The organism is Methylophaga muralis, assembly GCF_001720165.1.
GTDB classification, from domain to species: domain Bacteria; phylum Pseudomonadota; class Gammaproteobacteria; order Nitrosococcales; family Methylophagaceae; genus Methylophaga; species Methylophaga muralis.
This window is the reverse complement of sequence record NZ_MCRI01000003.1, coordinates 17,914-42,017: the sequence shown is the minus strand read 5'-3', so window position 1 is coordinate 42,017 and position 24,104 is coordinate 17,914. Positions and strand designations below refer to the sequence as shown.

The 24,104-nt window shown below is 44.5% G+C and carries 21 protein-coding genes and 2 tRNA genes; 3 read left to right on the top strand and 20 right to left on the bottom strand.

Features of this window, described 5'->3' with window-relative positions:
• The first annotated feature begins 2 nt into the window (after nucleotides 1-2).
• Nucleotides 3-1,817, top strand: a complete 1,815-nt coding sequence (locus A9E74_RS02675) for an AMP-dependent synthetase/ligase (RefSeq protein ID WP_069295115.1) — start codon at nucleotides 3-5, stop codon at nucleotides 1,815-1,817.
• Here the strand turns inward: A9E74_RS02675 and folC are convergent.
• From folC to A9E74_RS02610, 13 genes are all read right to left on the bottom strand, one after another.
• The gene (gene folC, locus A9E74_RS02670; RefSeq protein WP_069295114.1) at nucleotides 1,800-3,104 is read right to left on the bottom strand and encodes a bifunctional tetrahydrofolate synthase/dihydrofolate synthase; all 1,305 of its coding nucleotides are present in this window, start codon (nucleotides 3,102-3,104) and stop codon (nucleotides 1,800-1,802) included. The genes A9E74_RS02675 and folC overlap by 18 nt on opposite strands.
• 9 nt (nucleotides 3,105-3,113) lie before the next feature.
• Nucleotides 3,114-3,971, bottom strand: a complete 858-nt coding sequence (gene accD, locus A9E74_RS02665) for an acetyl-CoA carboxylase, carboxyltransferase subunit beta (protein WP_069295113.1) — start codon at nucleotides 3,969-3,971, stop codon at nucleotides 3,114-3,116.
• A 19-nt stretch (nucleotides 3,972-3,990) separates the two neighbouring features.
• Nucleotides 3,991-4,818, bottom strand: coding sequence for a tryptophan synthase subunit alpha (trpA, locus tag A9E74_RS02660; RefSeq protein WP_069295112.1), 828 nt, complete (start codon nucleotides 4,816-4,818; stop codon nucleotides 3,991-3,993).
• A 10-nt stretch (nucleotides 4,819-4,828) separates the two neighbouring features.
• Nucleotides 4,829-6,049 carry a tryptophan synthase subunit beta gene (trpB, locus tag A9E74_RS02655; RefSeq protein WP_069295111.1) on the bottom strand — a complete coding sequence of 407 codons (1,221 nt, stop codon included), beginning with the start codon at nucleotides 6,047-6,049 and terminating at the stop codon, nucleotides 4,829-4,831.
• Nucleotides 6,042-6,656 (bottom strand): phosphoribosylanthranilate isomerase, encoded by a 615-nt coding sequence (locus A9E74_RS02650; protein ID WP_069295110.1) that lies wholly within the window; start codon nucleotides 6,654-6,656, stop codon nucleotides 6,042-6,044. The genes trpB and A9E74_RS02650 overlap by 8 nt, the downstream gene beginning before the upstream one ends.
• Nucleotides 6,657-6,693: 37 nt before the next feature.
• The gene (gene truA / locus A9E74_RS02645; RefSeq protein WP_069295109.1) at nucleotides 6,694-7,473 is read right to left on the bottom strand and encodes a tRNA pseudouridine(38-40) synthase TruA; all 780 of its coding nucleotides are present in this window, start codon (nucleotides 7,471-7,473) and stop codon (nucleotides 6,694-6,696) included.
• Between the two features lie 11 nt (nucleotides 7,474-7,484).
• Complete coding sequence (locus tag A9E74_RS02640) at nucleotides 7,485-10,289, bottom strand: FimV/HubP family polar landmark protein (protein ID WP_069295108.1); 2,805 nt, start codon at nucleotides 10,287-10,289, stop codon at nucleotides 7,485-7,487.
• 33 nt (nucleotides 10,290-10,322) lie between these two features.
• Nucleotides 10,323-11,345, bottom strand: coding sequence for an aspartate-semialdehyde dehydrogenase (locus A9E74_RS02635; protein WP_069295107.1), 1,023 nt, complete (start codon nucleotides 11,343-11,345; stop codon nucleotides 10,323-10,325).
• Between the two features lie 20 nt (nucleotides 11,346-11,365).
• Nucleotides 11,366-12,436, bottom strand: a complete 1,071-nt coding sequence (gene leuB / locus A9E74_RS02630; protein WP_069295106.1) for a 3-isopropylmalate dehydrogenase — start codon at nucleotides 12,434-12,436, stop codon at nucleotides 11,366-11,368.
• Nucleotides 12,437-12,463: 27 nt separating this feature from the next.
• The gene (leuD, locus tag A9E74_RS02625; RefSeq protein WP_069295105.1) at nucleotides 12,464-13,102 is read right to left on the bottom strand and encodes a 3-isopropylmalate dehydratase small subunit; all 639 of its coding nucleotides are present in this window, start codon (nucleotides 13,100-13,102) and stop codon (nucleotides 12,464-12,466) included.
• 206 nt (nucleotides 13,103-13,308) lie between these two features.
• Nucleotides 13,309-14,205, bottom strand: coding sequence for a MotB family protein (locus tag A9E74_RS02620; protein WP_069295104.1), 897 nt, complete (start codon nucleotides 14,203-14,205; stop codon nucleotides 13,309-13,311).
• A gap of 21 nt (nucleotides 14,206-14,226) precedes the next feature.
• Entirely contained in the window at nucleotides 14,227-15,000 is a 774-nt protein-coding gene (pomA, locus tag A9E74_RS02615) for a flagellar motor protein PomA (RefSeq protein WP_069295103.1), read from the bottom strand.
• A gap of 89 nt (nucleotides 15,001-15,089) precedes the next feature.
• The gene (locus tag A9E74_RS02610) at nucleotides 15,090-17,246 is read right to left on the bottom strand and encodes an ABC transporter substrate-binding protein (RefSeq protein WP_069295102.1); all 2,157 of its coding nucleotides are present in this window, start codon (nucleotides 17,244-17,246) and stop codon (nucleotides 15,090-15,092) included.
• 120 nt (nucleotides 17,247-17,366) lie between these two features.
• On the opposite strand from A9E74_RS02610, the gene A9E74_RS02605 reads away from it, so the two are divergent.
• Both A9E74_RS02605 and A9E74_RS02600 read left to right on the top strand, forming a co-directional pair.
• Nucleotides 17,367-18,155, top strand: a complete 789-nt coding sequence (locus A9E74_RS02605; protein WP_069295101.1) for an enoyl-ACP reductase FabI — start codon at nucleotides 17,367-17,369, stop codon at nucleotides 18,153-18,155.
• 83 nt (nucleotides 18,156-18,238) lie between these two features.
• The gene (locus A9E74_RS02600) at nucleotides 18,239-19,456 is read left to right on the top strand and encodes a dicarboxylate/amino acid:cation symporter (protein ID WP_069295100.1); all 1,218 of its coding nucleotides are present in this window, start codon (nucleotides 18,239-18,241) and stop codon (nucleotides 19,454-19,456) included.
• A gap of 32 nt (nucleotides 19,457-19,488) precedes the next feature.
• On the opposite strand, the gene A9E74_RS02595 is transcribed toward A9E74_RS02600, so the two are convergent.
• From A9E74_RS02595 to A9E74_RS14985, 7 genes are all read right to left on the bottom strand, one after another.
• Complete coding sequence (locus A9E74_RS02595; RefSeq protein ID WP_069295099.1) at nucleotides 19,489-21,381, bottom strand: SurA N-terminal domain-containing protein; 1,893 nt, start codon at nucleotides 21,379-21,381, stop codon at nucleotides 19,489-19,491.
• Nucleotides 21,382-21,459: 78 nt separating this feature from the next.
• Nucleotides 21,460-21,536 (bottom strand) — tRNA-Asp (locus A9E74_RS02590).
• A 9-nt stretch (nucleotides 21,537-21,545) separates the two neighbouring features.
• Nucleotides 21,546-21,620, bottom strand: a tRNA-Val gene (locus A9E74_RS02585).
• A 13-nt stretch (nucleotides 21,621-21,633) separates the two neighbouring features.
• Nucleotides 21,634-21,906, bottom strand: coding sequence for an HU family DNA-binding protein (locus A9E74_RS02580; RefSeq protein ID WP_014707392.1), 273 nt, complete (start codon nucleotides 21,904-21,906; stop codon nucleotides 21,634-21,636).
• A 207-nt stretch (nucleotides 21,907-22,113) separates the two neighbouring features.
• The gene (rsmA, locus tag A9E74_RS02575) at nucleotides 22,114-22,920 is read right to left on the bottom strand and encodes a 16S rRNA (adenine(1518)-N(6)/adenine(1519)-N(6))-dimethyltransferase RsmA (RefSeq protein ID WP_069295098.1); all 807 of its coding nucleotides are present in this window, start codon (nucleotides 22,918-22,920) and stop codon (nucleotides 22,114-22,116) included.
• The gene (gene pdxA, locus A9E74_RS02570) at nucleotides 22,917-23,912 is read right to left on the bottom strand and encodes a 4-hydroxythreonine-4-phosphate dehydrogenase PdxA (protein WP_069295097.1); all 996 of its coding nucleotides are present in this window, start codon (nucleotides 23,910-23,912) and stop codon (nucleotides 22,917-22,919) included. Before pdxA ends, rsmA begins: the two co-directional genes overlap by 4 nt.
• Nucleotides 23,909-24,103 carry a peptidylprolyl isomerase gene (locus A9E74_RS14985; RefSeq protein ID WP_342670159.1) on the bottom strand — a complete coding sequence of 65 codons (195 nt, stop codon included), beginning with the start codon at nucleotides 24,101-24,103 and terminating at the stop codon, nucleotides 23,909-23,911. Before A9E74_RS14985 ends, pdxA begins: the two co-directional genes overlap by 4 nt.
• Nucleotide 24,104 lies beyond the last annotated feature (1 nt).

Sequence of the window (24,104 nt, the reverse complement as noted above, 5' to 3'; positions counted from 1 at the left end):
TCATGAGTTTTAGCGATTACATTTCACCGCAAGAGGCACAAACCCTTTATGGTTTGTTTTGTGAACGAGTAAAACGTAGTCCTGACAAAGACGCCTACGGGTATTTTGATAGTGATAGCGAAAGCTGGCAAAGTTTAAGCTGGCAACAGGTTGCAGACGCTGTTTTGCTCTGGCAAAACGCCTTGCAAGAGGAAAATTTACGTAAAGGGGATCGGGTTGCACTCAACTTGCGTAACAGCAAAGAGTGGATTTTTTTCGATTTGGCTGCATTAAGTCTTGGCTTGGTCGTGGTGCCACTTTATCCTGATGATCGCCCTGATAACGTCGCCTACATTCTGCAGGATGCTGATGTACGCTTATTACTGTTAAACAGTGCCAAGCAATGGTCAGCTATCAAAGCCGTGTTACCTGAAGAACATAGCCTTAAACGCATTGTTATCGTAAATGAAGAATCGGCGGAAAAAGACCAGCCATTTACCACTTTAAACCACTGGTTGGATCAAACGCATAGAGAAATTGTGCTCTCCCCATCCGCTCCGGATCAACTCGCATCTATTATCTACACATCTGGCACTACTGGCCGTTCGAAAGGCGTTATGCTGAGCCATCAGAATATGCTGTCAGTGGCACATGGGTCATTGCAGTTTTTTGAAATCTTGCCTGAGGACATTTTCCTTTCATTCTTACCACTATCTCATACTCTGGAACGAACCGGCGGCTACTACTTGCCCATGATGGCGGGATCCAAAGTCGTTTTCTCGCGCAGCATTCCTTTGCTGGCAGAGGATATGCGACAAGTACAGCCAACCATTATGATTGCCGTGCCAAGAATTTTTGAGCGAATTTATGATCGTGTGCAAAAACAACTGGCTGAAACCAATAGATTTCGCCGGCTTATATTCAAATCGGCCGTCAATACCGGCTGGAAACGCTTTCACTATCAGCAAGGGCGATCACACTGGTCACCCTCTCTACTGTTATGGCCATTATTTAATAAACTGGTAGTAGGCAAATTTCATCAACGTCTGGGCGGGCGACTACGTTTAGCCGTCAGTGGTGGCGCTGCATTACCAACCTATGCAGCAAAAATGTTTATCGGTCTGGATTTAACTTTACTGCAAGGCTATGGGCTTACTGAGACCAGTCCTGTAATCAGTGTTAATGAGCCATCCAGTAATGATCCGGCCAGCGTCGGTCGACCGATACAAGGTGTTGAAGTGCGAATCGGCAAGGATGAAGAGCTGGAAGTAAAAGGTCCGGGCAATATGCTTGGCTATTGGAATAATCATAAAGCCACGGCTCAAACTATCGATGCTGACGGTTGGCTGCATACTGGTGATAGAGCGCATATTAGCGAAAGCGGACATATCCAGATTGTGGGTCGGATAAAAGATATTCTGGTACTGAATAATGGCGAAAAAGTACCGCCGGGTGATATCGAGGCAGCAATTATCAGTAATGGCTTGATTGAACAAGCTGTTGTGTTAGGTGAAGGACAGCCTTATTTAGCGGCTTTACTGGTCATTAATGGTGAAAAATGGCCACAGATTGCCCAACAGCTTGGCATTGATCCGTTATCAAATGACAGTCTTAGCAGCAAAGTATTAAAACAACATTTTGTGCGTTTATTGAGACAGTGGTTATTTGAATTTCCGGCTTATGCACGAATTCGGCGAGTGCATCTAACGCTTGAGCCATGGACCATTGAAAATGGTTTGCTCACACCGACATTAAAAGTTAAACGTGCTTTGGTGCTGGATAAATTCAAAAAGGAAATTCAGGCGATGTACAAAGATACATCAGGCGTTGACAGATAAAGGCTGGCTTATAAAATCAGGAATATGCCGCATAATTGCTTCAACGGTGTGAAATGAACCAAAAATCAAAATACGATCGCCGGTGACAGCGCCTTCAGCAGCACGATTATAAGCTGCTTCGACAGTTTCACTGATATGCACTCTGTCATCCGAAATTTTACCCTTCAACCCGGAAGCCAACTCATCTGCTGACTGTCCTCGATTTCCAGTTAGTCCGCCAAGAAACCAATTATCAATAACCGGCAGCAAGGCATCAAAAACTGCACGGCTATCTTTATCACGCAACATGGCAATTACCGCATGAGTTTTACCCTTACAAGGAATTTCCTGTAAAAGTTTCGCCAGATTGTCTGCCCCTTGCTGGTTATGGGTGACATCAAAGATATGGGTAACTGGTCCATCAATAAGCTGAAAACGACCTGACAATTTGACTTGCTGTAAACCGGTTCGAATGGCGGATTCATTAATCTTTTCCATGCCAGCAGCTTTTAACAAACTGATGACCTGTAAAACGGCTGCACTGTTTTGAATTTGATAACAACCAAGTAATGCCGGGTGAGGCAGATCCTTAAATTGTTCATTGGCATTGTGCCAATGCCATAAGTTGCCGCTAGTCTCAGAAGAGAAATCCTCGCCAGCTATATACGCTGGTGAGGCTAGTTTTTGAGCTATTTCTATGACTGTAACTGGAGGTGATGATTCACTGCAAACCACCGGATGATGAGCCCGCATAATGCCAGCTTTCTCTATGCCAATAAGCTCCCGAGTATCCCCCAGCCATACAGTGTGATCCAGGCCAATCGGAGTGATTAGAGCAATATCGGCATCAAATAAGTTTACTGCGTCAAGCCGCCCGCCCATTCCGACTTCGAGGATGGCAATATCAATATTCTGTCGACAGAAAATATCGGCGGCAGCCAATGTGGCAAATTCAAAATAACTGAGAGATACGTCCTCACGTGCCGTGTCAATTCGATCAAAGGCTTCACAAATCTGCTGATCGGTTGCTGTTTGTCCCTCAATCACAATACGTTCGTTATAACGCAACAAATGCGGTGAGGTGTAACACGCTGTTCGATATCCAGCAGCTGACAGAATGGACGATAACAGAGCAACTGATGACCCTTTACCGTTGGTTCCAGCCACTGTCACAATGCGAAATGGCGGTTTTTTATCGGCATACATTCTCTGCCAAACCACCCGAATCCGATCCAGACCTGGATCGATTTCAGTGAAATGGAGTTTCTCTTGCCATGCCAGCCACTGTGGCAAGCTATCAAATCGCATAAACTGTGTTTATACAGCGATACGATTTTGCATCATGGTCAACAGATTATTCAGACGATCCCGCATTTCACGACGATCAATAATCATATCGATAGCACCATGTTCCAGCAAAAACTCACTACGCTGGAAACCATCTGGCAGTTTTTCACGAACCGTTTGTTCAATAACACGTGGGCCAGCAAAGCCAATTAACGCTTTAGGTTCTGCAACATTCACATCACCGAGCATGGCCAGACTAGCAGAAACACCACCCATGGTCGGATCAGTCATAACAGAGATAAATGGAATACCGGCTTCTTCCAGTTGAGACAACACGGCACTGGTTTTGGCCATTTGCATCAATGAAAACAAACCTTCCTGCATACGTGCACCGCCACTGGCGGCAAAACATATCAGTGGTAATTTTTTAGCTAATGCAACCTTAGCTGCACGCACAAACTTTTCACCGACCACAGACCCCATTGATCCGCCCATAAAGCCAAAATCAAACGCTACTACCACAACAGGTAATCCCTTTAAGGTACCTTGCATAGCTAATAACGCATCATTTTCACCCGTGGCTTTTTGCGCCTGGGTAATACGATCTTTATAGCGTTTACTATCTTTAAACTTAAGCGTATCGACTGGTTTTACTTCTGTGCCGATTTCTTGGCGATTTGCTTCATCCAGAAAATTTTGCAGTCGAACACGGGCATTGATGCGTTGATGATGATCACACTTTGGACACACCATCTGGTTACGTTCAAGTTCGGCCCGGTACAAAACATTGTCACATTCAGGACATTTACACCAGACACCTTCTGGAACCGAACGGCTACGGCCGCTGGTGCGAATTTTTGACGGTAATAATCTTTCAAACCAACTCATTGTTTCACCTTATCTCTTGTTAAGCCGAGACGCTGGCTAAATCACGCGCATTAATCGCATGACGCATTTCAGCTAACAAACTTGCCACAGCAGCAGGCAACTCTTGTGGGCGATTGGCATGTTCTTCAATACAGCGTACCAATGTACTTCCCACGACTACAGCATCAGCAACCTGCGCTACGGCAGCAGCTGAACGGCCATCTCTGATGCCAAAGCCTACACCAACCGGTAATGAGGTATAGCGTCGAATCTCTTCAAGTTTCGCAGTGACTTCATTAATTTCCAAAGCAGCTGCACCGGTCACGCCTTTGATAGAAACATAATAAATAAAGCCTTTGGCATATTCGGCAATCTTCTTCATACGTTGGGCAGAGGTAGTTGGAGCAACCAGGAAAATGGTATCGATATCGTGGCTATCCATTAATTGTTTGAATTCGCCAGATTCTTCAGGCGGCATATCAACGGTTAATACACCATCGACACCGACAACCTGAGCTTTTTCGGCAAACTTTTGATAGCCCATCGCTTCCAAAGGATTGGAATAGCCCATCAATACCACTGGGGTATGGCTATTTTTTTCTCTGAATTGTTTAACCATATCCAGAATAGAATCCAGCGTGACATCGTTTTTCAACGCTCTTTCACAGGCTTTTTGAATAACCGGACCATCAGACATCGGATCGGAAAATGGTACGCCCAACTCGATAATATCAGCGCCGGCCTCAACTAGAGCATGCATCAACGGTACGGTTACCCAAGGCTCAGGATCACCTGCCGTGACGTATGGGATAAGAGCAGTTTGCCCGTCTGCCTGAAGATTTTTAAAACATTCACTTATACGACTCATTTTGTATTCCTCAGAAATTCAGACCAGCCATGGCCGCAACCGTGTGCATGTCTTTATCACCACGTCCTGAAACATTTATAAGGATACTTTGATCCGCCGACATTGTTGGCGCTAATTTAGAAACATAAGCCAATGCATGACTGGTTTCTAAAGCCGGGATAATGCCTTCAGTACGTGTTAATTCATGGAAAGCATCTAAGGCTTCTGTATCCGTTACCGTAACGTATTGAGCCCTACCGATATCTTTTAACCACGCATGTTCCGGACCGACACCAGGGTAGTCCAAACCGGCTGAGATTGAGTGTGTTTCAGTGATTTGACCAGCAGTATCCTGAATCAAATAAGTACGATTCCCGTGCAAAATGCCTGGAGTTCCAGCTGATAATGGCGCTGAATGTTGGCCGCTTTGCAAACCATGTCCAGCACCTTCAACACCAATCATCGCTACAGACTTGTCTTGAATAAAAGGATAAAACAGGCCGATAGCATTCGAGCCACCACCGATACAGGCGACTAATGCATCTGGAAGTTTTCCGGTGGTATTGAGCATTTGCTGACGTGCTTCACGACCAATAACCGATTGAAAGTCACGAACCATTGCCGGATAGGGATGCGGGCCTGCGACCGTGCCAATGATGTAGAAAGTATCATCAACATTAGTTACCCAGTCACGTAAAGCTTCATTTAATGCGTCTTTAAGTGTTTTAGAGCCTGACTGCACAGGTACGACTTCAGCACCTAACAGCTTCATCCTATAAACATTCTGAGCCTGGCGGGCAACGTCTTCCGCGCCCATGTAAACCACACATTCCATTCCCAATCGGGCCGCCACAGTTGCAGTAGCAACACCATGTTGGCCTGCGCCGGTTTCGGCGATAATTCGGGTCTTACCCATGCGTTTGGCAAGCAAAGCCTGCCCAATAGTATTGTTTACTTTGTGTGCACCAGTGTGATTTAGATCTTCACGTTTTAAATAGATCTGCGCGCCACCCAGTTTCTTGGTCCAGTTTTCGGCATGATAAATTGGCGAAGGACGGCCCACAAAATCAGCCAGATCCTTATCCATCTCGGCTTGAAACTGTGGATCATTTTTATATTGTTTATAAGCTTCTTCCAACTCATAAATGGCACCCATAAGGGTTTCGCCAACAAAACGCCCACCATAAGGTCCAAAATGACCTGACTCGTCCGGGTAAGTTTTAAAGTAATCATCAATCTGTGTATCAGGCATTTGCCACCTCTCGCATGAATGCGCTTATTTTATTATTACTTTTAAGTCCTTTCGACTCTTCTACACCGCCACTCACATCCACTGCATAAGGCGAGACCTGTTTAATCGCTGCTGCAACATTGTCTGTTGTCAAACCGCCGGCTAATATCAGAGGTTTACTGATAGCCGTAATCATTGACCAGTCAAATGTCTGACCGGTTCCGCCCGGCACACCATGTTGATAACTATCCAACAATAATGCCGATGCTTTGGAAAACTGCATATCAGCATGCGTTAAATCTGCTGCTGTTTGCATTCGCACCGCTTTGATATACGGCATATTAAATTGTTCACAAAATTCTGCAGATTCATCGCCATGAAACTGCAACAAACTTAATGGAACCTGTTCAAGCGTTTGACGTACCATTTCAGCAGAAGCGTTCACAAACAAACCAACAATAGCGACAAATGGCGGTAATTGCGCGGTAATTAACGCCGCCTGAGCGGCTGTTACGGCACGTGGACTCGGTTCGTAAAACACCAGACCAATAGCATCCGCCCCACTTTTTACAGCAAATTCAGCATCTTGGCGTCGCGTAATACCACAAATTTTAACGCGGGTTCTCATATGAGGATGTCAGCTTTGTAAAAGTCAGCCTAGTACTTTACCAGAGCACTGGGAAACCTGACACTGTCGGCAGGCAATATTCATCGGGATAAATTACATCGGTCAGATAAAGACCTTGCGGTGGAGCGGTAACACCAGCCATATTACGATCCTGGCTTTGTAATACTTCACGTGCCCATTCAACTGGTCTTTTGCCTTCCCCCACCGGCACTAACACCCCAAGTAAGTTACGCACCATATGATGTAAAAACGACCTGGCTTCAACATCAACAGCAATACAATCGTCACAACGAGTGACAATCAATTTATCCAAGGTTTTGATTGGACTTTTGGCCTGACATTCCTGCGCTCTGAAAGCTGAAAAGTCATGTTGGCCAAGTAACAAATTGGCAGCCAACTGCATTTTGTGTTCATCAAGGGATTTATAAACCCACCACATGCGTTGATGATGCACACTTGAACGACTGTCACGATTGAGGATTAAGTAACGATAACGGCGCTTTGTCGCGCTGAATCGAGCATTGAAATCTTCAGGGACCGGTTTTACCCATTTAACACTGACATCATGCGGTAAATTGGAATTTAATCCTAATAGCCAGTTCCGTTCTTCTCGAAAGGCTGTAGTATCAAAATGCACCACTTGATTTAAAGCATGCACCCCTGTATCAGTGCGGCCTGCGGCAAATACTTCGGTCTGTTCATTGGCAATCAGCGATAGGGCCTTTTGCAGTTCCCCCTGGACAGTTCGCTGTGCCGGCTGAAACTGCCAACCATGAAACCGACTGCCGTCATATTCGACACCGAGTGCTAACCTCACAAAAAAACTCGTTATGACAGAGAATCGAGCAGTTCTTGTGCTCGTTTTTTCTGTTCGTCAGTACCCTGTTCGAGTACTTCTTCCAGAATACCCCTGGCACCTTCAGGATCGCCCATATCTGAATAGGCAGCCGCAAGTTCAAGTTTCGTTTCAGCTTCATCGATCGAGTCAAAGTCGCTTAGATCAAAATCCAGCTCTTCATCATCAATACCGCTATCCAGATTCAGATAATCTTCAATAACATCATCCGTTTCTATTGATGTCTCATCTTCGTTTTCAAAGTCCAACAAATCCAGTTCATCCGAATCCACTGGTTCAAGTTTTAAGATTTCCTCAGCTTCTTTTATTGCGATACCGTCTGTTTCGTCTTCTAACTCATCAATAGTTAAATCCAGAATTTCGGGGGCCGATGAATCAGGCTTTAACACATTGTCCTCACCTAAATCGATTCTCAAATCATCGTCTTCGGCAAACGTCTCGATTTCTGGTTGGTCCGTTTCAATATCAGTGTCTTTTGCTACGGACGAGTAACTGGTATCAAACTGCAACAACTCTTCTTCGTCGCGTTTATAGACCTCATCGGCTTGCGACGGTTTTGTTGAGTCGACTTGGTAATCATCCAGATTAAAGTCAATGTGGTCAGATTCCTCCACTTCAGCAGATTCAATGGTTTCTTCTGCAGTAAAATCTTCTTCAACGTTGATTGTTTTATGCTCTAGCTCGACAAATTCTTCAACCATCTCAGCTTCATCAGTTGATTCAGGTTCTTCAGCAAACAAAGGATTATGTGGCAACAACTGATGGCCCCAAACTCTAATTTCTGGCCACCGCGGATCACTATCATCGATTCCGGAGGTATTTAATAAAGCAATGAAATCAGCAGATTTCTGTTGTTTGTAATAAACAAACATCAATTTTGTAGCGATATCTTTATCAATAGGCGCTTGTTTATGAGCTTGTTCCAGTGCACTTCCTGCCTGGACGTAATCGGCATAGCCTACGAACATATCAGCCTGTTCAACTAATTCATCTACTGATTTAGTTTTGCTTTCTACTGGACCATCGGGTTCGTTCACTACTGGGGTGACAGTGGTCACACTACCCATTTCCGGTGTTGTCTTAGCAGGTTTTGTCTTATTTATTTTACTAACGGCATCATCCCAGTTAACTTCGCGTTGTCCACGACGAATGACCATCCAGATAAGCAGTAAAAGCAGTAATATTGCCAGCAGTGATTCAACTTTATGTGCAATGACAAATGCTTGAACACGATGAAATAGTGAGTCTATCTGCTGCTGATCCAAATCCAGCATTTGTGCTGTTTCGTCAATGGCTACATCAACATCTGCCGACGCGGAATCTAACTCTGCTGCATCATCCGTTTCAGGATTTGCTGTAGGATCATTTTGCTCCGAATCATTGGCGTCCAAAGATGAATCAGTATCAGGTGATATCGTTTCATTGGCAGCCATTATTTCACTAGCTTCATCGTTCGAGGCTGGAAGATCCAGGTCATCAAGGGGGACAGGTTCCCACTCTTCTGCATCAGTGTTCGTTGAACCACTATCAATAATGGCATTGGCCTCGCTGACTAATGCAGCAAGATCCATTTGAGATTCATCTTGTTCAAGCAGGCTTTGCAGTCTTGCCAAATCCGCATCTTTAAGCGAAATCAGTCGGCGCATAGTGTCGAGTTGACGTTCCAGCGCATCCATACGATTTTTAAAATCGATATTCTCCTGAGATTGCGCTTCCATGGTTTCCTGAGCAAGGGTTAATTGCTCACTGATACGTTGTAAATCAGGATCGCCGTTAATTTCAGGATCAGCATCCAGCAGACTGTCTTCGGTTGCCGCAATTAATTTTAAACGCGCGGTTTCATCAGCCGATGCCTGTTCATCTGACGTTGTGGGTGCCTCGGCATCAGTAGTTTCTGGTTCTGCTAATTCAGCCTTTGTTTCTGAGGGGACTACTTTATTTTCCGCTGGCGAAGGGGCAGCTGTCACTGCTGCAGGAGATGCAGTCTGTTGTGAACGGTTCCGATTACGCCAAGCTGCGTTTTGTTGATCAACCGCCGTTTTTGCCGCATTAGCTGATAGTCGAGTGATTTCATCTGTAGAAGGTATTCTTAACGTGCTGCCAGCGTATAGACTATTAACATTATTCTGCTGGAATGCCGCTGGATTGGCATTTAGCAATGCGATCATCATTTGCTGCATTGTTATATTTGCAGATGGACGGGTTCTTTCAGCAATACTCCATAAAGTGTCGCGTGACTGAACTTTATACTCTGATCTGGCGTCCGGGCTTGGCGACCAAGTTGCAGCTTGTGAAGGTGAAAGATTAGTTGGTGCTTGTGTTTGCGGAGGCGTTATCGATCGGGATGGCGTACTGGTTACTCGATCACGATACAGCTCTTTAGGAGGATCTAAGAGAACGGTATATTCGCGCAGTAATTTCCCTTGGCCGGTAGTGGCTGCCAATAAGAACCCTAAAAATGGTTCTTTAATTGGCACATCAGAAGTGACCATTATGCGGGTGGAGTTTGCCTCTTCCACCACCTCGAATTTAAGTTGAGTAAGTAAGAAATTGCGATCCAGCCCTGCTCGTTCAAAATCTTGAGTCGAAGCCAATCTGACTTCAAGATTGCCGCGCTCATCATCTCTCAAGGCATTAACTACAATTTCAGCTCTGAAAGGTTCATTCAGAGCCGAATGTAGGGTTATCTGGCCAAGTCCAAATGCATAACTTGGAAGAGGAGTTAATAAACCAAGTGCCGTGGCTACCGACAAACTGGTCAACGTTTTCTGTTTCATTTAACTCCCCTTCCTTGACATTCTCATCTATGCCTAGAGGTATTGATCTACCAGAAGCTCGGCAATTTGCACACTGTTAAGTGCCGCGCCTTTACGCACATTGTCAGCGACTACCCACAAATTCAAGCCGTTAGGATGCGAAATATCTTCACGAATACGTCCTACGTATACAGGATCTTGACCTGATGCATCTGTGACTGCGGTTGGATATCCGCCATCTTTATGCTCATCAATGACCACAATGCCATCAAAAGCCGACAGTAATTCTTTGGCTTTTGCAGCAGTAATTTTGTCTCGAGTTTCGATATGAATGGCTTCGGAGTGACCGAAAAACACTGGCACACGAACCGCAGTTGGATTCACCTGAATATCATTGTCACCCATTATTTTCTTGGTTTCCCACACCATTTTCATTTCTTCTTTGGTGTAGCCGTTTTCCATGAAAACATCGATTTGCGGGATCACATTAAAGGCGATTTGCTTTGGATAAACCTCAGGTTCCGCCGGGCGGCCGTTTAATAACGCCGCAGTTTGTTTTGCCAGTTCATCCATAGCAGGTTTACCACTGCCAGATACGGCTTGGTAAGTGCAGACATTGATACGTTTAATACCAACTGCATCGTAAATTGGTTTTAACGCCACCAACATTTGAATAGTTGAACAATTTGGATTAGCAATAATGCCTCGCTGTTTATAACCAGCGACAGCATCTGGATTAACCTCAGGCACAATCAACGGCACATCATCGTCATAACGAAACTGCGAGGTATTATCGATAACAATACAACCTGCTGCAGCCGCTTTTGGAGCATAAATTTCAGAAACACTGGCACCAGGCGAGAATAAACCAATCTGCACTTTGGAAAAATCAAATTGAGCCAAGTCTTCGACCATTAACGACTTATTCCCGAATTGCACGGTAGAACCAGCCGAACGTTCACTGGCTAACGCATAGATTTTTCCGACAGGAAATTTACGCTGATGCAGGATATCCAGCATGGCTTCACCCACCGCACCAGTTGCACCTACTACAGCAATATCAATTTGTTTAGTCACAATTCACCTAAATTCTTTTGTTACAGCGCTGCCACAACGGCATCGCCCATTTCAGCAGTAGTCACGCGAGTCATGCCCGCGGAGAAAATATCTGCTGTTCTTAAACCTTGATCCAACACTTTGCTCACTGCACTTTCAATGCGATCGGCAAAAGCCGGCTGGTCAAGCGTGTAACGTAACATCATAGCAGCTGACAAAATCGTTGCCAGCGGATTAGCAATGTTTTGGCCAGCAATATCTGGCGCTGAACCATGAATTGGTTCGTACATGCCTTTGCCATTCTCATCCAGTGACGCTGACGGCAACATACCGATTGAGCCAGTCAGCATCGACGCGCAGTCTGACAATATATCGCCAAACATATTAGTGGTGACCATAACGTCAAACTGTTTAGGTGCCCGCACTAACTGCATCGCCGCATTATCCACATACATATGGCTTAATTCGACATCGGCATAATCTTTGGACAATGCAGTCATTGTCTCACGCCATAATTCAGTACATTCCAGCACGTTGGCTTTATCCACCGAACAAACTCGGCTTTGACGCTTGCGAGCAATATCAAACGCCACACGCCCGATACGATTGATTTCACTCTCACGGTATACCAGGGTGTTATAGCCCTCTTTTTCGCCATTTTCCAAGATACGAATACCTCTGGGCTGACCAAAATAAATACCACCGGTTAACTCACGCACGATCATTAGATCCAAACCAGAAACCACTTCTGGTTTTAACGTAGAAGCATCGGCTAATTGTGGATACAACAAGGCCGGACGTAAATTGGCAAATAGGTTTAATTGTGAACGAATACCCAATAAACCTTTTTCAGGACGTACACTGATGTCTAGAGATTCCCATTTATAACCACCGACTGCCCCCAATAGAATGGCATCAGCCTGTTTTGCCATTTGCAAGGTTTCTTCAGGTAGCGGACTGCCGGTTTCATCATAGGCGGCACCACCAATCAAACCGTATTCCAGTTCAATGTCCAAACCGTCTTGTTTAAAAGCGTTTAAAACTTTAACGGCTTCGGCAACAATTTCCGGGCCGATTCCATCACCGGCTAATACTGCAATTTTTTTTGTCATGAATGTTATTACTTATAAATGAATAAATTAGGAAAAAAGCCACGGCGCTTGTTCGCGACGACGGGCTTCGTAAGCTTTAATATCATCGGTATGCTGCAGGGTAAGACCGATATCATCCAGCCCTTCAATCAAACAGTGTTTTTTAAAGCTATCAATTTCAAAATGAAATTTTTCACCATTAGGCAACAAAATAGTTTGCTCTGGTAAATCAACTGTCAGCTGGTAACCGGGAGTTGCCTCGACTTGCTCGAATAATGTATCGATCTGTTTTTCATCAAGCTTAATAGTGAGAATGCCGTTTTTACTGCTGTTGCTAAAAAAGATATCAGCGAAACTCGGGGCGATAATCACCCGAATACCAAAGTCTTCCAATGCCCATACAGCGTGTTCACGACTCGAACCGCAACCAAAGTTTTCCCTTGCCAACAGGATAGTGCCGCCCTTGTAACGCGGTTGATTCAATTCAAAATCAGGGTTTAACGGTCGATTACTGCAATCTTGTCCAGGCTCACCGTGATCCAGATAACGCCATTCATCAAACAGATTCGGCCCAAAACCACTGCGTTTAATTGATTTTAAAAACTGTTTTGGAATAATCGCGTCGGTATCGACATTCGGCCGATCCATTGGTATGACTATTCCGGTTTCGACAGAAATTTTTTGCATGTTCACCTCTTAATTTTTTATCGCAGGGCCTTGTGTAATGACTATTTTGTTGTTTTAGGGGTCATTTCTTATTAAATCAAGGTTGTTTAACCTGCTGTAATTCTCTTTTTATGCTGATCTTGCAAGCGATATGGGCAATATCAAAAACCTGCAAATAATACCATTGTTTGCAGTGATATATTGCTTTGCTGGCAATCTAGTGGAGTTTAACGGACTTGTTGAATTTCACTTTCAATCGCGTCATGTTGTTGAATCAACTCGTCTATAGACTGCGTAAAGTCAGCGTCTATTGAACCTTTTAGTACAACAATTTCCACACGACGGTTGGTCGCTCGATTAGCAGCGGAATCATTCGGGGCTAGAGGTTTAGTATCCGCATAACCTTCCAATACAAATCGCTCTGGCGGTATCGTATTGTAATTCAGTAGCTCATGAACCACTGAAGTAGCCCTTGAGGTGGATAACTCCCAATTAGAACGATAACGGGCCGTACTAATTGGAATATTATCGGTATGACCAGCCACGGCAATTAAACCATCGGTCTGACTTAACACTTCGTTGATTTTTTTCAGGATTGGAATAAAGTCCTGATTCAATGTGGCATCACCCGATGGAAAAGAACCGCGTTCGCGAATTCGAATGACGATACGGTTGAGCTGATTTTCAACAACGATCAAGCCCCTTTCGATTTCCGACTCCAAAGCCTGTTTAAATTCTTCTACTTCTTCTGCCACTTGCTTTGCCTGCGCTTCTGCAACCGCTTCCGCATCCATGGTGATTTTCAAGACATCTCGCGTATCGTCGGTGGTTTCTTGGCGAACAATGTTTAATGGTGTGGGCTTAGGTTCACCGGGGCTGAACTCCTGCGCGATAATGCTGGTGCCTTTAGGTATCGCTTCATCAATGACCTCACGTTGTACACCAAATGCTTTTTCCAAGGACATGACCACCATTTTATATTTGATGGCGTCAATCTCTGCAAAAGACAGCAATAACACGAAAAAACACATTAGTAGCGACATTAAATCAGCAAATGTCGCCATATAGGCGGGTAAACCTTTCTTTTGTTGCTTTTTGAAACTCTGCGTTTCAGACTCACTCATCTTTAAGTCGACTTCAGCAGATTAAGCTTCGGCTGGAGCCGGAGCTTCAGCATCCCGCTTGGAAGCCGGGAGATAATTTTTCAGTAACTCTTCCAATACTTTCGGGTTCTGCCCTTCCTGAATCCCCATAACGCTCTCAATTATAATGCTCTTATTCATCAACTCTTCGTTGCTACGAAGGGCAAGTTTATCGGCTACCGGTAGGGCAAACATATTGGCAATCATGGCACCATAAAGTGTCGTCAATAATGCAATCGCCATAGCTGGCCCAATTGACTTTGGATCAGACATATTTGATAGCATTTGCACCAATCCCACTAACGTACCAATCATGCCCATTGCCGGTGCAGCATCACCAATTTGCTGGAAAATCTGTTGTCCGATGCTGTGACGATTAACGGTTTCATTCATTTCGGTATTCAGCGCTTTTCTGACAACAGCAGGCTCATGGCCATCAACCAGCATACGGATACCTAAAGCAAGTGCCGGATTTTTAACTTCTTGTCGTTCAAGCGCCAATAAACCCTCTTTGCGGGCGATACCGGCTAGTTGCACAACACTGGCGATAATTTCCGAGGGATCTTCTGATTTATGAAGAAAGGCTTTAGTCGCCGTTTTCATCGAACCGATAAACTGTTTGAGCGTAAAGCGCATCATCACCACAGCGAAAGTGCCGCCGACAACGATCATAAATGAGGGGGTATTGATAAAGGTACTCGCCGCTGCACCAAGTGCGATAGTGGCGATAATCAGACTCCAGGCGATTAAAAAACCCAGTAAAGTAGCCAAATCCACGTGCTGTTCTCCCTGATTAAGTCTTGCCTGAAGTCATAGAGCATTTTTTGCGTTTTAATTGTACCGGATGCTTTCCAAAATCAACAGTATCAAGAACTCACAGCCTGTTGATATTTTTTCCGTCGGTAAATAATGATTGCTGGCAACAGTGCCAGGATAATCAAAAATAATAACAAGACAAATGGCCAAATGGTTGGTTGATTCCATTTTGCTCTTAACTGGTCTCGTAATAGCGGATCAATACGGTGATACTTTAATGTATTGTTTGCCATCAAATTTGGTTTGATGTTTTTATTCCATGCATGAAATAAGGTTAGTTGTTTGGGATGAAATCCCCAGACCCATGGGGCATCATGCCTGACAATCTCTACCATTTCATCGATAATTTGCTGGCGCTCATCCCCATCCGGCATAACGCGCATTTGTTCAAATAATCTATCAAATTCAGGATTCTGATAATTCGCACTATTTTCGCCATTATGAATAGCTTTAGCATTTGGGCCATATAGCAAAAATAGAAAATTTTCCGGATCGGGATAATCAGCACTCCAACCTATTCTGAAGATCTGCGTTTGACCTCGGCGCATTTTATCTTGAAAACGATTGTAATCAGTTGAGCGAACAACTAGCTGGATATTAAGTTTTTGAAATTGCTTGCGCATCCAGTCTAATTGGGCCTTAGCATCGGGGCCAACTGCTGCCACATCAAAATACAGAACTAAAGGCTGTCCTGTTTCGGCATCGCGTCCTTTTGGGTATCCCGCTTCGGCCAATAAGTTTCTCGCGTATTCGATAGGTTTAGTTCTTACTGCATCATCACGCCATTCATACACGTAAGGGTCCAGTCCCGCCCTACCTTCCCGATAGCCAAAAATTCCTGGTGGTATCGGCCCTTGGGCAGGAATACCGCGGCCGTTAAAAAAAATCGACACAAATTCTTCTTGATCAATCGCAATGGCAATGGCCTGACGCAATTTGCGAGCCCTTTCTTCGTTGCCGCCGACAACAGAATCCAACATATTGAATCCTATGTAATGGGTCGTCGTACCAACGGCAGACTGCAGGTCGATACCTTTTTTCATCATATCTTCACTTAAACCAAATGAACCGCCTGAAGATACCTGAATGGCCTGATCAAAACTGTCTGATGTCAAACCACTGACATCGTAGTAACCCTGAATAAATTTCCCCCAATAGGAGGTACTTTCTTTTTCAAGGGTATAAATAATCTTATCGATAAATGGCATTGGCACACCGGCGTCATCCAATAATCCCGCTGCGGCATCACCGGGATTTCCTTCTGTGGGATAAGTTTCTCCGTGATAGTTGGGATTCTTCACCATCACCATGCGCCGATTCGGATCGTTTTCGATCATCTGATAAGCGCCGGTTCCCACCGGATACCAATCCAAAGTGATATTTTTAGCTACAAGCACTGCTTGTTGATAAAACACATCGGCTTCCCAAGGAATCGGAGCAAAAAATGGCATTGCCAACCAGTATTTTAACTGTGGATACTGACCATAGACGGTAATTTGGTAACGATAATCGTCAATCACCTGAACGCCATCTATCTGCAATTTTCGCAAATCAATCGGTTCATTTTGCTGACGCATTTTGCCAAGTGTGGCAGCGAAATCACCCAAGCCGACAATATGTTCACTCATTAAACCCAATATTGGTGAATGAACTTCAGGATGGGCCAAACGTTTAATTTGATAAACGTAATCCGCAGCTTTTAATTCCCGCGTCGCTTGCTTGGGGAAATCCATAATGGTTTGTATGTTGCGGGATGATTGGTTATCTAAATCGTGATATAGAAATTGCCCGGTTTTATCTTGAACAAATGCAGGATGTGGCTGATACGCAATGCCCGGTCTGATGGTGATGGTATAACGTGAAAAAGCAACATTTTCTGTTGTTTGTTGTGCTGGCGGTAATGGCTCACCATTTATATCCAACAATTCAACCTCTGGCATATTTGCAGCCGTTAGAGGTTCTAATGTGTAAGGTCTTTTAAGGTAATGATATTGAAATGGTGGCTCATAAATCTGCGCGGTAATCAGACTTTCATTGGCAGAATAAGAACGAGCAGGATCGAGATGTTTTGGACGCAGCATAAAGGAGCTGTAACTTACCGACTTTTCACTCTCAGCAGCAGGATATGGTGAATTGAGAGCCGAAAGGTCACACCCTGCCAGTAAGGCAAATAGCAGGACCTGTACTAAAACACTAAATCGGGTCATAACCATCCATAATCGAAGCCAATTAAATGACGAGTATATCGGGAATGTAACTGGCTCGCCTCTTCCCGTCCCAGTCAAAATCAGGTAAGTTTATCGGTTTTAAAATTTCTGGAGTACTTCATGGGTTTTCTACAAGGTAAACGGGTATTGATTGTTGGCGTGGCCAGCTCACGTTCTATCGCTGCCGGTATTGCGCATGCTATGGCTCGTGAAGGCGCTGAATTAGCTTTTACCTACCAAAACGACAAACTCAAATCCCGCGTTGAAAAGATCGCTGAAGAATGTGGCTCCAATCCGGCATTAATTTTCCCTTGCGACGTCAGCAGTGACGAACAGATTACTGCCGTTTTTGATGACTTAGCCAAACAATGGGACGGCTTGGACAGTATTATTCACTCAGTAGCATTTGCCCCGCGCGAACAGTTACAAGGCAGTTTTGTTGACAGCGTGACCCGTGAAGGTTTTGCTGCAGCACATGATATCAGTGCCTATAGTTTTGCTGCCTTAGCAAAAGCAGGTAAAGAAATGATGGCTGGGCGTAATGGTTCATTATTAACGTTGAGTTACCTGGGCGCCGAACGTGCTATTGATAACTACAATGTCATGGGCGTGGCCAAAGCGGCCTTGGAAGCTACTGTTCGTTACATGGCTTACTCTTTAGGTCCAGATGGTATTCGTGTCAATGCCGTTTCAGCAGGTCCAATAAAAACCCTTGCCGCAGCAGGCATTGGTGATTTTGGCAAGATGTTAGCGTATGGAGAGCGTAATTCTCCACTGCGTCGTAACGTCACTATTGAAGAAGTCGGTAATGTCGCCGCATTCTTATGCTCAGACCTGGCGTCCGGGGTAACTGGCGAAATCACCTATGTGGATGGTGGTTACAATATCGTTGGTATTGGCGATAAGTAAACTAAACCGATGTTCATTCAGTTATCTAAAACAGGGCTTTAAGCCCTGTTTTTGTTTTAGCCTTTGTAAATTAAGGACAGTTCATGCCTCACTCACATGCCGTCATTTTATTAATCCTAATCATCTTGAGTGCCATTAGTGGTGTTTTATTTGGCTGGTTTTTTGGAGAGTTATCGCTGCAAATCGGCTGGATGGGAGATTTATTTCTCAATGCACTGAAAATGATCATTATTCCACTTATTGTAGCCTCAGTTATCAGCGGTATTGGAGCACTTGGAGATGTTCGGAAGCTGGGGCGTTTAGGTGGGTCCACCATCCTTTATTATGGATTTACAACAGCTGTCGCCGTCTTTATCGGCTTGGTAGTCGTTAATATCATCCAACCGGGTGCAGGAATTGAGCTAGGCAATGCCACTGTTCCTGAGCGCATTCTTGAAAAACAGGGAACCGGCGTATCAGATATTTTCATGTCACTGATTTCACCGAATTTGTTTGCATCAGCAACTGAAATGCAGTTATTACCGATCATCGTATTTGCCATATTGTTTGCAATGGCACTCACGACTATTGGAGATCGCTCCAAGCCGGTGTTTGCAGTTTTTGATGGCATCAATGAAGCCATGATGAAATTAGTGATATGGGTGATGTACTTTGCGCCTTTAGGCATTTTTGCGCTGATAGCAGCCCGCATAGGGCTGGCTGGTGGTGGTGATGAACTGTTCAAAGAAATTCAGGCCGTCGGCTGGCATGTTGTCACGGTATTAACCGGCTTATTTATTCATTTTTGTTTTTTGTTGTTACTACTTCAACTGATTGCCGGTAAGGGCTTTAGTTATTTGCTGGGCATGAGCCGAGCCTTATTTACCGGTTTTGGTACAGCAAGCTCGACTGCCACCCTGCCTTTAACAATGGAAAATGCTCGGGAAAACAAGGTCAGTGATAAAGCCATCAAGTTTGTCTTACCGCTCGGCAGCACAGTCAACATGGATGGCACCGCACTCTATGAGGCAGCTGCTGTGTTATTCATCGCCCAGGCCTATGGCATTGATCTGACAATGACTCAGCAAGTTATCGTATTTATTACCGCTACCCTTGCCGCAATCGGTGCAGCAGGCATACCTGAAGCCGGACTGGTTACCATGGTGATTGTATTAAGTGCTGTAGGCTTGCCGCTGGACGGTATTGCACTGTTATTAGCTGTGGATTGGTTTCTGGATAGATTCCGCACTGTCGTCAATATCTGGGGTGATAGCGTGGGTGCTAAAGTAATCGATACGTTAGTCATAAAAAAGGCGCTTTAAGCGCCTTTTTCTTTTACTGCTAATACTACTAATTACTCATCTTCAGTAGAAGTTACACGAGATTCGTAAATAGTGATTTTCGCTTCACTACGCAAAGCATTAATAAATGCAGCCATTTCGGCTCTGCCGTTGAGGCGAATCAAGTTTGATACTAAACCATCGCGTACTTCAGGTTCAATGTTGTCAGTATCACCTTGTTTAACTTCGCTGACAGCAACCACTACATAGTTTCCATTGTCAGCTGTAAAGCCCGCGTATTGTGCTGAACCTGTATTTGGCAAAGTGAAAGCCTGGTTCAAAATTTGTGCACTTATTTCCTGACTATCTCGTCCGTAAAATGCAGCAGCTTGCCAAGAATCAGGAAACACTTCTTCAGCAGGTGTTCCAGCTTTCAATTCTTGTAATCTCGATTCACCTTGAATGTAGGCTAAATCACTGGCCCGCTGGTAGCGAATTTGTTCAGAAATGGCTGGCGCAACTGAATCAAACGGCAACAAGGTTGCAGCGATATGACTGTTTTTACGAACCACGACAAGTCGTGTATCAGACAATTCGATAACTTGGCTGTTCAGATCCTGATTGAGCACATCATCCGAAAACGCCGCTTGAACTACAGCGTTGTTTTCTGCGATTCCACTACCGCCACTGCGAGTGAATGCGCCAGAGGTTTTGATTTCCAAGGCCAGGGTTTCGGCGGCAACATCCAGAGTTTCCGGATTTTCATAAGTGAGATTAGCTAACTCTTCTGCTTTATCGTAGAACTGACGTTCAGCTTGTTGGCGGCTGTATTGCAGAGCAACTTCGTCTTTCACATCAGCAAATTCAACATTGCTGGATTGATCAATATCCGTCAATTGAATGATGTGATAGCCAAACTCGGTTTTAACGGGTTCAGAAATATCACCAACATTTTCCAAAGCAAATACGGCAGCTTCAAATGTTGGTTCCATCACGTCACGTTGAATTGGGCCTAAATCACCACCTGAAGCAGCTGATCCGACATCAATGGAATAGGTCTTGGCTAATTCTGCAAAACTTTCGCCTTCATCAAGCTTGGCTTGTATTTCAGCGAGTATTTGTTCAGCTTCATCATTATCGTTAATTAAAATGTGACTTGCAGTCCGAAGCTCTGGTCCGACAAACTGGATTTTATTATCAATAAAATATTGTTGTAACTGCTCATCACTTACTTCCATCTGCGATGAAATGGTTTCTAATGATAATTCGAGGTAATCCAGTGAAACTTGTTCTGGAGTGGTATAGCTTGATTGATTGGCGTTATAGAAATCACGCACATCACTCTCTTCAACTTCGGTTTGATCTAAGAAATCTTGAAGTTTGAGTACACCGTAAGCGATTTCACGTTGTTGGTTTTCCAGTTTCAGCAGTCTTTCAACCTCAACCTGAGACACAATTGTACTGCCTTCAACATTTTGAATAAGTTGTTGTCCTAACAGGTCATTACGTAAGGTCGCTTCGTAGTAAGCAGGCGTAAATCCAGCACGCGCCAATACCATTTGGTATTGCTCACTATCAAATCTACCATCGCGCTGGAATGCTGGAGTCTGTTGAATAAATTGGGCAATCTGGCGGTCACTGACTCGTTGACCAAGTGTGTCTGTTGCCGAGCGAATCAGTCGTTGCTCGATAAGGTCATCAATCACTGCATAACGTATTTCAGCGTTGTCAAAAAGCTCAGGGTTAAATTCTTCCCCCATCATTTCACGCATTTGTTCGCGATAACGTTGTACGGCTTGTAACAATTCAGAACGAGTTATCTCATCACCATTAACTTTCGCAACAACAGTATCACTTGGACCGGTAACGTAAGAGTTAACACCCCAAAGAGCGAAAGGAATACTTATCAAGGCAACAATAAACCAAGCAATCCAACCTTGGGCGCGATCACGTATGAAATGTAACATAGCAGTGAACCTTCTTTACGAAATGTGGGTTAATTTAAGCAAAAAAAAAGGCGCATAGAATGCGCCCTTCTTTTGTAATGGCGGAGCGGACGGGACTCGAACCCGCGACCTCCGGCGTGACAGGCCAGCATTCTAACCAGCTGAACTACCGCTCCTGATATTCCTGGTGGGTGCTGAGGGTTCGAACCCCCGACCCTCGCCTTGTAAGGGCGATGCTCTCCCAGCTGAGCTAAGCACCCCAGAAAAAAGAAACTAGTTTACAGCATCCTTAAGAGCTTTACCAGCTTTAAATGCAGGAATTTTAGCAGCTGCAATTTTAATTTCTTCGCCGGTGCGTGGGTTACGGCCGGTACGAGCAGCGCGCTCACGAACAGAGAAAGTACCGAAACCTACCAGAGTAACTTGATCGCCTTTGCTTAAAGCTTTTGTGACAGCAGATGTTACACCATCAACAGCCAAAGCCGCTTTTGCTTTTGAAATGTCTGCGGCCGCAGCAACTGCATCGATTAATTCAGATTTATTCACAGCTTAATTCCTCGTGTCATTTATATTATGTGTTCAAGTCCCAAAGGACACACAACACCTCGGCGCGTCTCATTGGTTGTGTGTATCTAACTACAGCAAAAACAGTGTGTCAAGACAGGAAAACATTAGTGTCATTCGCCATTAACATTTTTTGTGAACAGCCTCTAAACTGTTTACAATTAAGTATTTAAGCATTTACTTATATATTTAAGGCTTATTTGAAGCATTAAGCGATTGAGCCAAAGATACATATTGCTCAACTGAGAGGGTTTCAGGTCGCTGTTTTGGATCGATGCCTTGTACCTCTAACTCAGACAGGGATACACTATTTTTCAAAGTGTTAGCGATGGTTTTTCGGCGTTGGCTAAAGGCTTGCGTCACTAAATTACTCAAGGTTTTTATACAGACACCACCACCGACAAACTGTGTTCTTGGCTGCAGATAAATTATCGCTGACTCAACCTTTGGGGGTGGATCAAATGCAGTGGGAGGAACAATAAACAATTGTTCGACTATACATTGATACTGAATCATTACACTTAGGCGACCATAGCTTTTATTGCCAGGTGCGGCACAAATGCGCTCTACAACCTCTTTTTGTAGCATAAAGCACATGTCTTCAATCAGTGGGGCCTGCTCAAGCAAATGAAATAATAAAGGGGTTGTAATGTTGTAAGGAAGATTACCAATCACCCTCAGTTTTTCGTCTTGTTGAGGTAATACACTGAAATCAAATTCCAGGGCATCAGCTTGATGAATATATAGATTTGTAGCTGAACTGAATTGCCTTTCAAGTATCGGTACCAAATCCCGATCCAATTCAATTACATCCAGACGTCCTGCATCTTCCAATAACCATCCAGTCAGAGCTCCTCGACCAGGGCCGATTTCGACAATATGTTGGTCTTTTTGTGGAGATATTGCAGCAATAATATCGGCGATTACTGCTTCGTCATGTAAAAAGTTTTGGCCAAAACGTTTGCGAGCTTTTGGATAGGGGCGTGACTCATTCATAGCATACTTTTATTTGATGACATGGTTGCTGCCATATTGATTGCGGCTTGTAAACTCGTTGAACTGGCTTTGCCCGTGCCGGCAAGATCCAATGCCGTTCCGTGATCCACCGAGGTGCGTATAAATGGCAGTCCAAGTGTGATATTAACAGCGTCACCAAAACCTTGATGTTTTAATACAGGTAAACCTTGATCATGATACATCGCCAGAACAGCGTCATAATCGGCTAGGCGAGACTTTACAAAAATCGTATCGGCGGGCCAAGGTCCGGTAAAGTCATATCCTTGCTGTTGCATAGATTTTATTGCGGGCTCAATAGTCGACTGTTCTTCAGTTCCCAAATGCCCTCCCTCACCTGCATGTGGATTTAATCCACAAACGGCTATACGAGGCAGCTTTAATCCAAAATCATGCTGCAGACTGTCAGACAGGATTTGCATAATCTTTAGCAGACTTTCCTGGGTAATGGCATCCGCAACATCGCGCAGTGGTAAATGCGTAGTGGCTAATGCCACGCGAAGCTCTGGAGTTGCAAGCATCATCACAACCTTTTCGACACCGGCGCCATCGGCAAAAAACTCAGTATGCCCACTGAAAGCAACCTGTGCGTCGTTAATCACACCTTTATGAACTGGCGCAGTTACGACAGCATCAAATGTATTAGTGAGACAACCATCTAGTGCCGTTTGTAAAGTTTTCAGAACATAAGGCGCGTTTGCGGTGCTGAGTTGCCCGGCGACAACTTTTTCAGCTAATTCACAGGGTAAATAGACAATTCTCCCAGCGACCCCAGGTTCAGCTGGCACATTGGGATCAAACTGCATTAATGCTATTGGTAAACCTAATTCATCAGCTCGCTGCTGCAGAAGAATGGGGTCAGCAATTACAACAATTTCATTGGGTTGAACACTTTGCGCTAACTTTATGCATAAATCTGGTCCGATTCCGGCTGGCTCTCCCGCGGTCAGCGCTATCCGGCGAACATTACTCAAAGTCCACGATACTCAATATAAGCTTCGTCACGCATAGCTCTTAACCAGCTTTCAAGATCTTCTTCAATTTTACGCTGCTTGAGTTGTTCACGAGCTTTGTTCCGATTGAACTCATCCGCCATATTTTGTTCACGACGCTCTTCCACTCTGACCAGATGCCAACCAAAACGGCTTTGGAATACTTCACTCATT

Coding starts and splice junctions, on each gene's coding strand:
- trpB (WP_069295111.1), bottom strand. CDS start 6,049: ATGCCTGATACACAGATTGATGATTACTTTAAAACTTACCCGGACGAG.
- A9E74_RS02640 (WP_069295108.1), bottom strand. CDS start 10,289: ATGAAACAGAAAACGTTGACCAGTTTGTCGGTAGCCACGGCACTTGGT.
- A9E74_RS02610 (WP_069295102.1), bottom strand. CDS start 17,246: ATGACCCGATTTAGTGTTTTAGTACAGGTCCTGCTATTTGCCTTACTG.
- leuD (WP_069295105.1), bottom strand. CDS start 13,102: ATGCAAAAAATTTCTGTCGAAACCGGAATAGTCATACCAATGGATCGG.
- A9E74_RS02650 (WP_069295110.1), bottom strand. CDS start 6,656: ATGAGAACCCGCGTTAAAATTTGTGGTATTACGCGACGCCAAGATGCT.
- rsmA (WP_069295098.1), bottom strand. CDS start 22,920: ATGAATGAGTCACGCCCCTATCCAAAAGCTCGCAAACGTTTTGGCCAA.
- leuB (WP_069295106.1), bottom strand. CDS start 12,436: ATGACAAAAAAAATTGCAGTATTAGCCGGTGATGGAATCGGCCCGGAA.
- A9E74_RS02620 (WP_069295104.1), bottom strand. CDS start 14,205: ATGAGTGAGTCTGAAACGCAGAGTTTCAAAAAGCAACAAAAGAAAGGT.
- accD (WP_069295113.1), bottom strand. CDS start 3,971: ATGAGTTGGTTTGAAAGATTATTACCGTCAAAAATTCGCACCAGCGGC.
- folC (WP_069295114.1), bottom strand. CDS start 3,104: ATGCGATTTGATAGCTTGCCACAGTGGCTGGCATGGCAAGAGAAACTC.
- A9E74_RS02675 (WP_069295115.1), top strand. CDS start 3: ATGAGTTTTAGCGATTACATTTCACCGCAAGAGGCACAAACCCTTTAT.
- A9E74_RS02605 (WP_069295101.1), top strand. CDS start 17,367: ATGGGTTTTCTACAAGGTAAACGGGTATTGATTGTTGGCGTGGCCAGC.
- A9E74_RS02595 (WP_069295099.1), bottom strand. CDS start 21,381: ATGTTACATTTCATACGTGATCGCGCCCAAGGTTGGATTGCTTGGTTT.
- trpA (WP_069295112.1), bottom strand. CDS start 4,818: ATGAGTCGTATAAGTGAATGTTTTAAAAATCTTCAGGCAGACGGGCAA.
- A9E74_RS14985 (WP_342670159.1), bottom strand. CDS start 24,103: ATGAGTGAAGTATTCCAAAGCCGTTTTGGTTGGCATCTGGTCAGAGTG.
- A9E74_RS02600 (WP_069295100.1), top strand. CDS start 18,239: ATGCCTCACTCACATGCCGTCATTTTATTAATCCTAATCATCTTGAGT.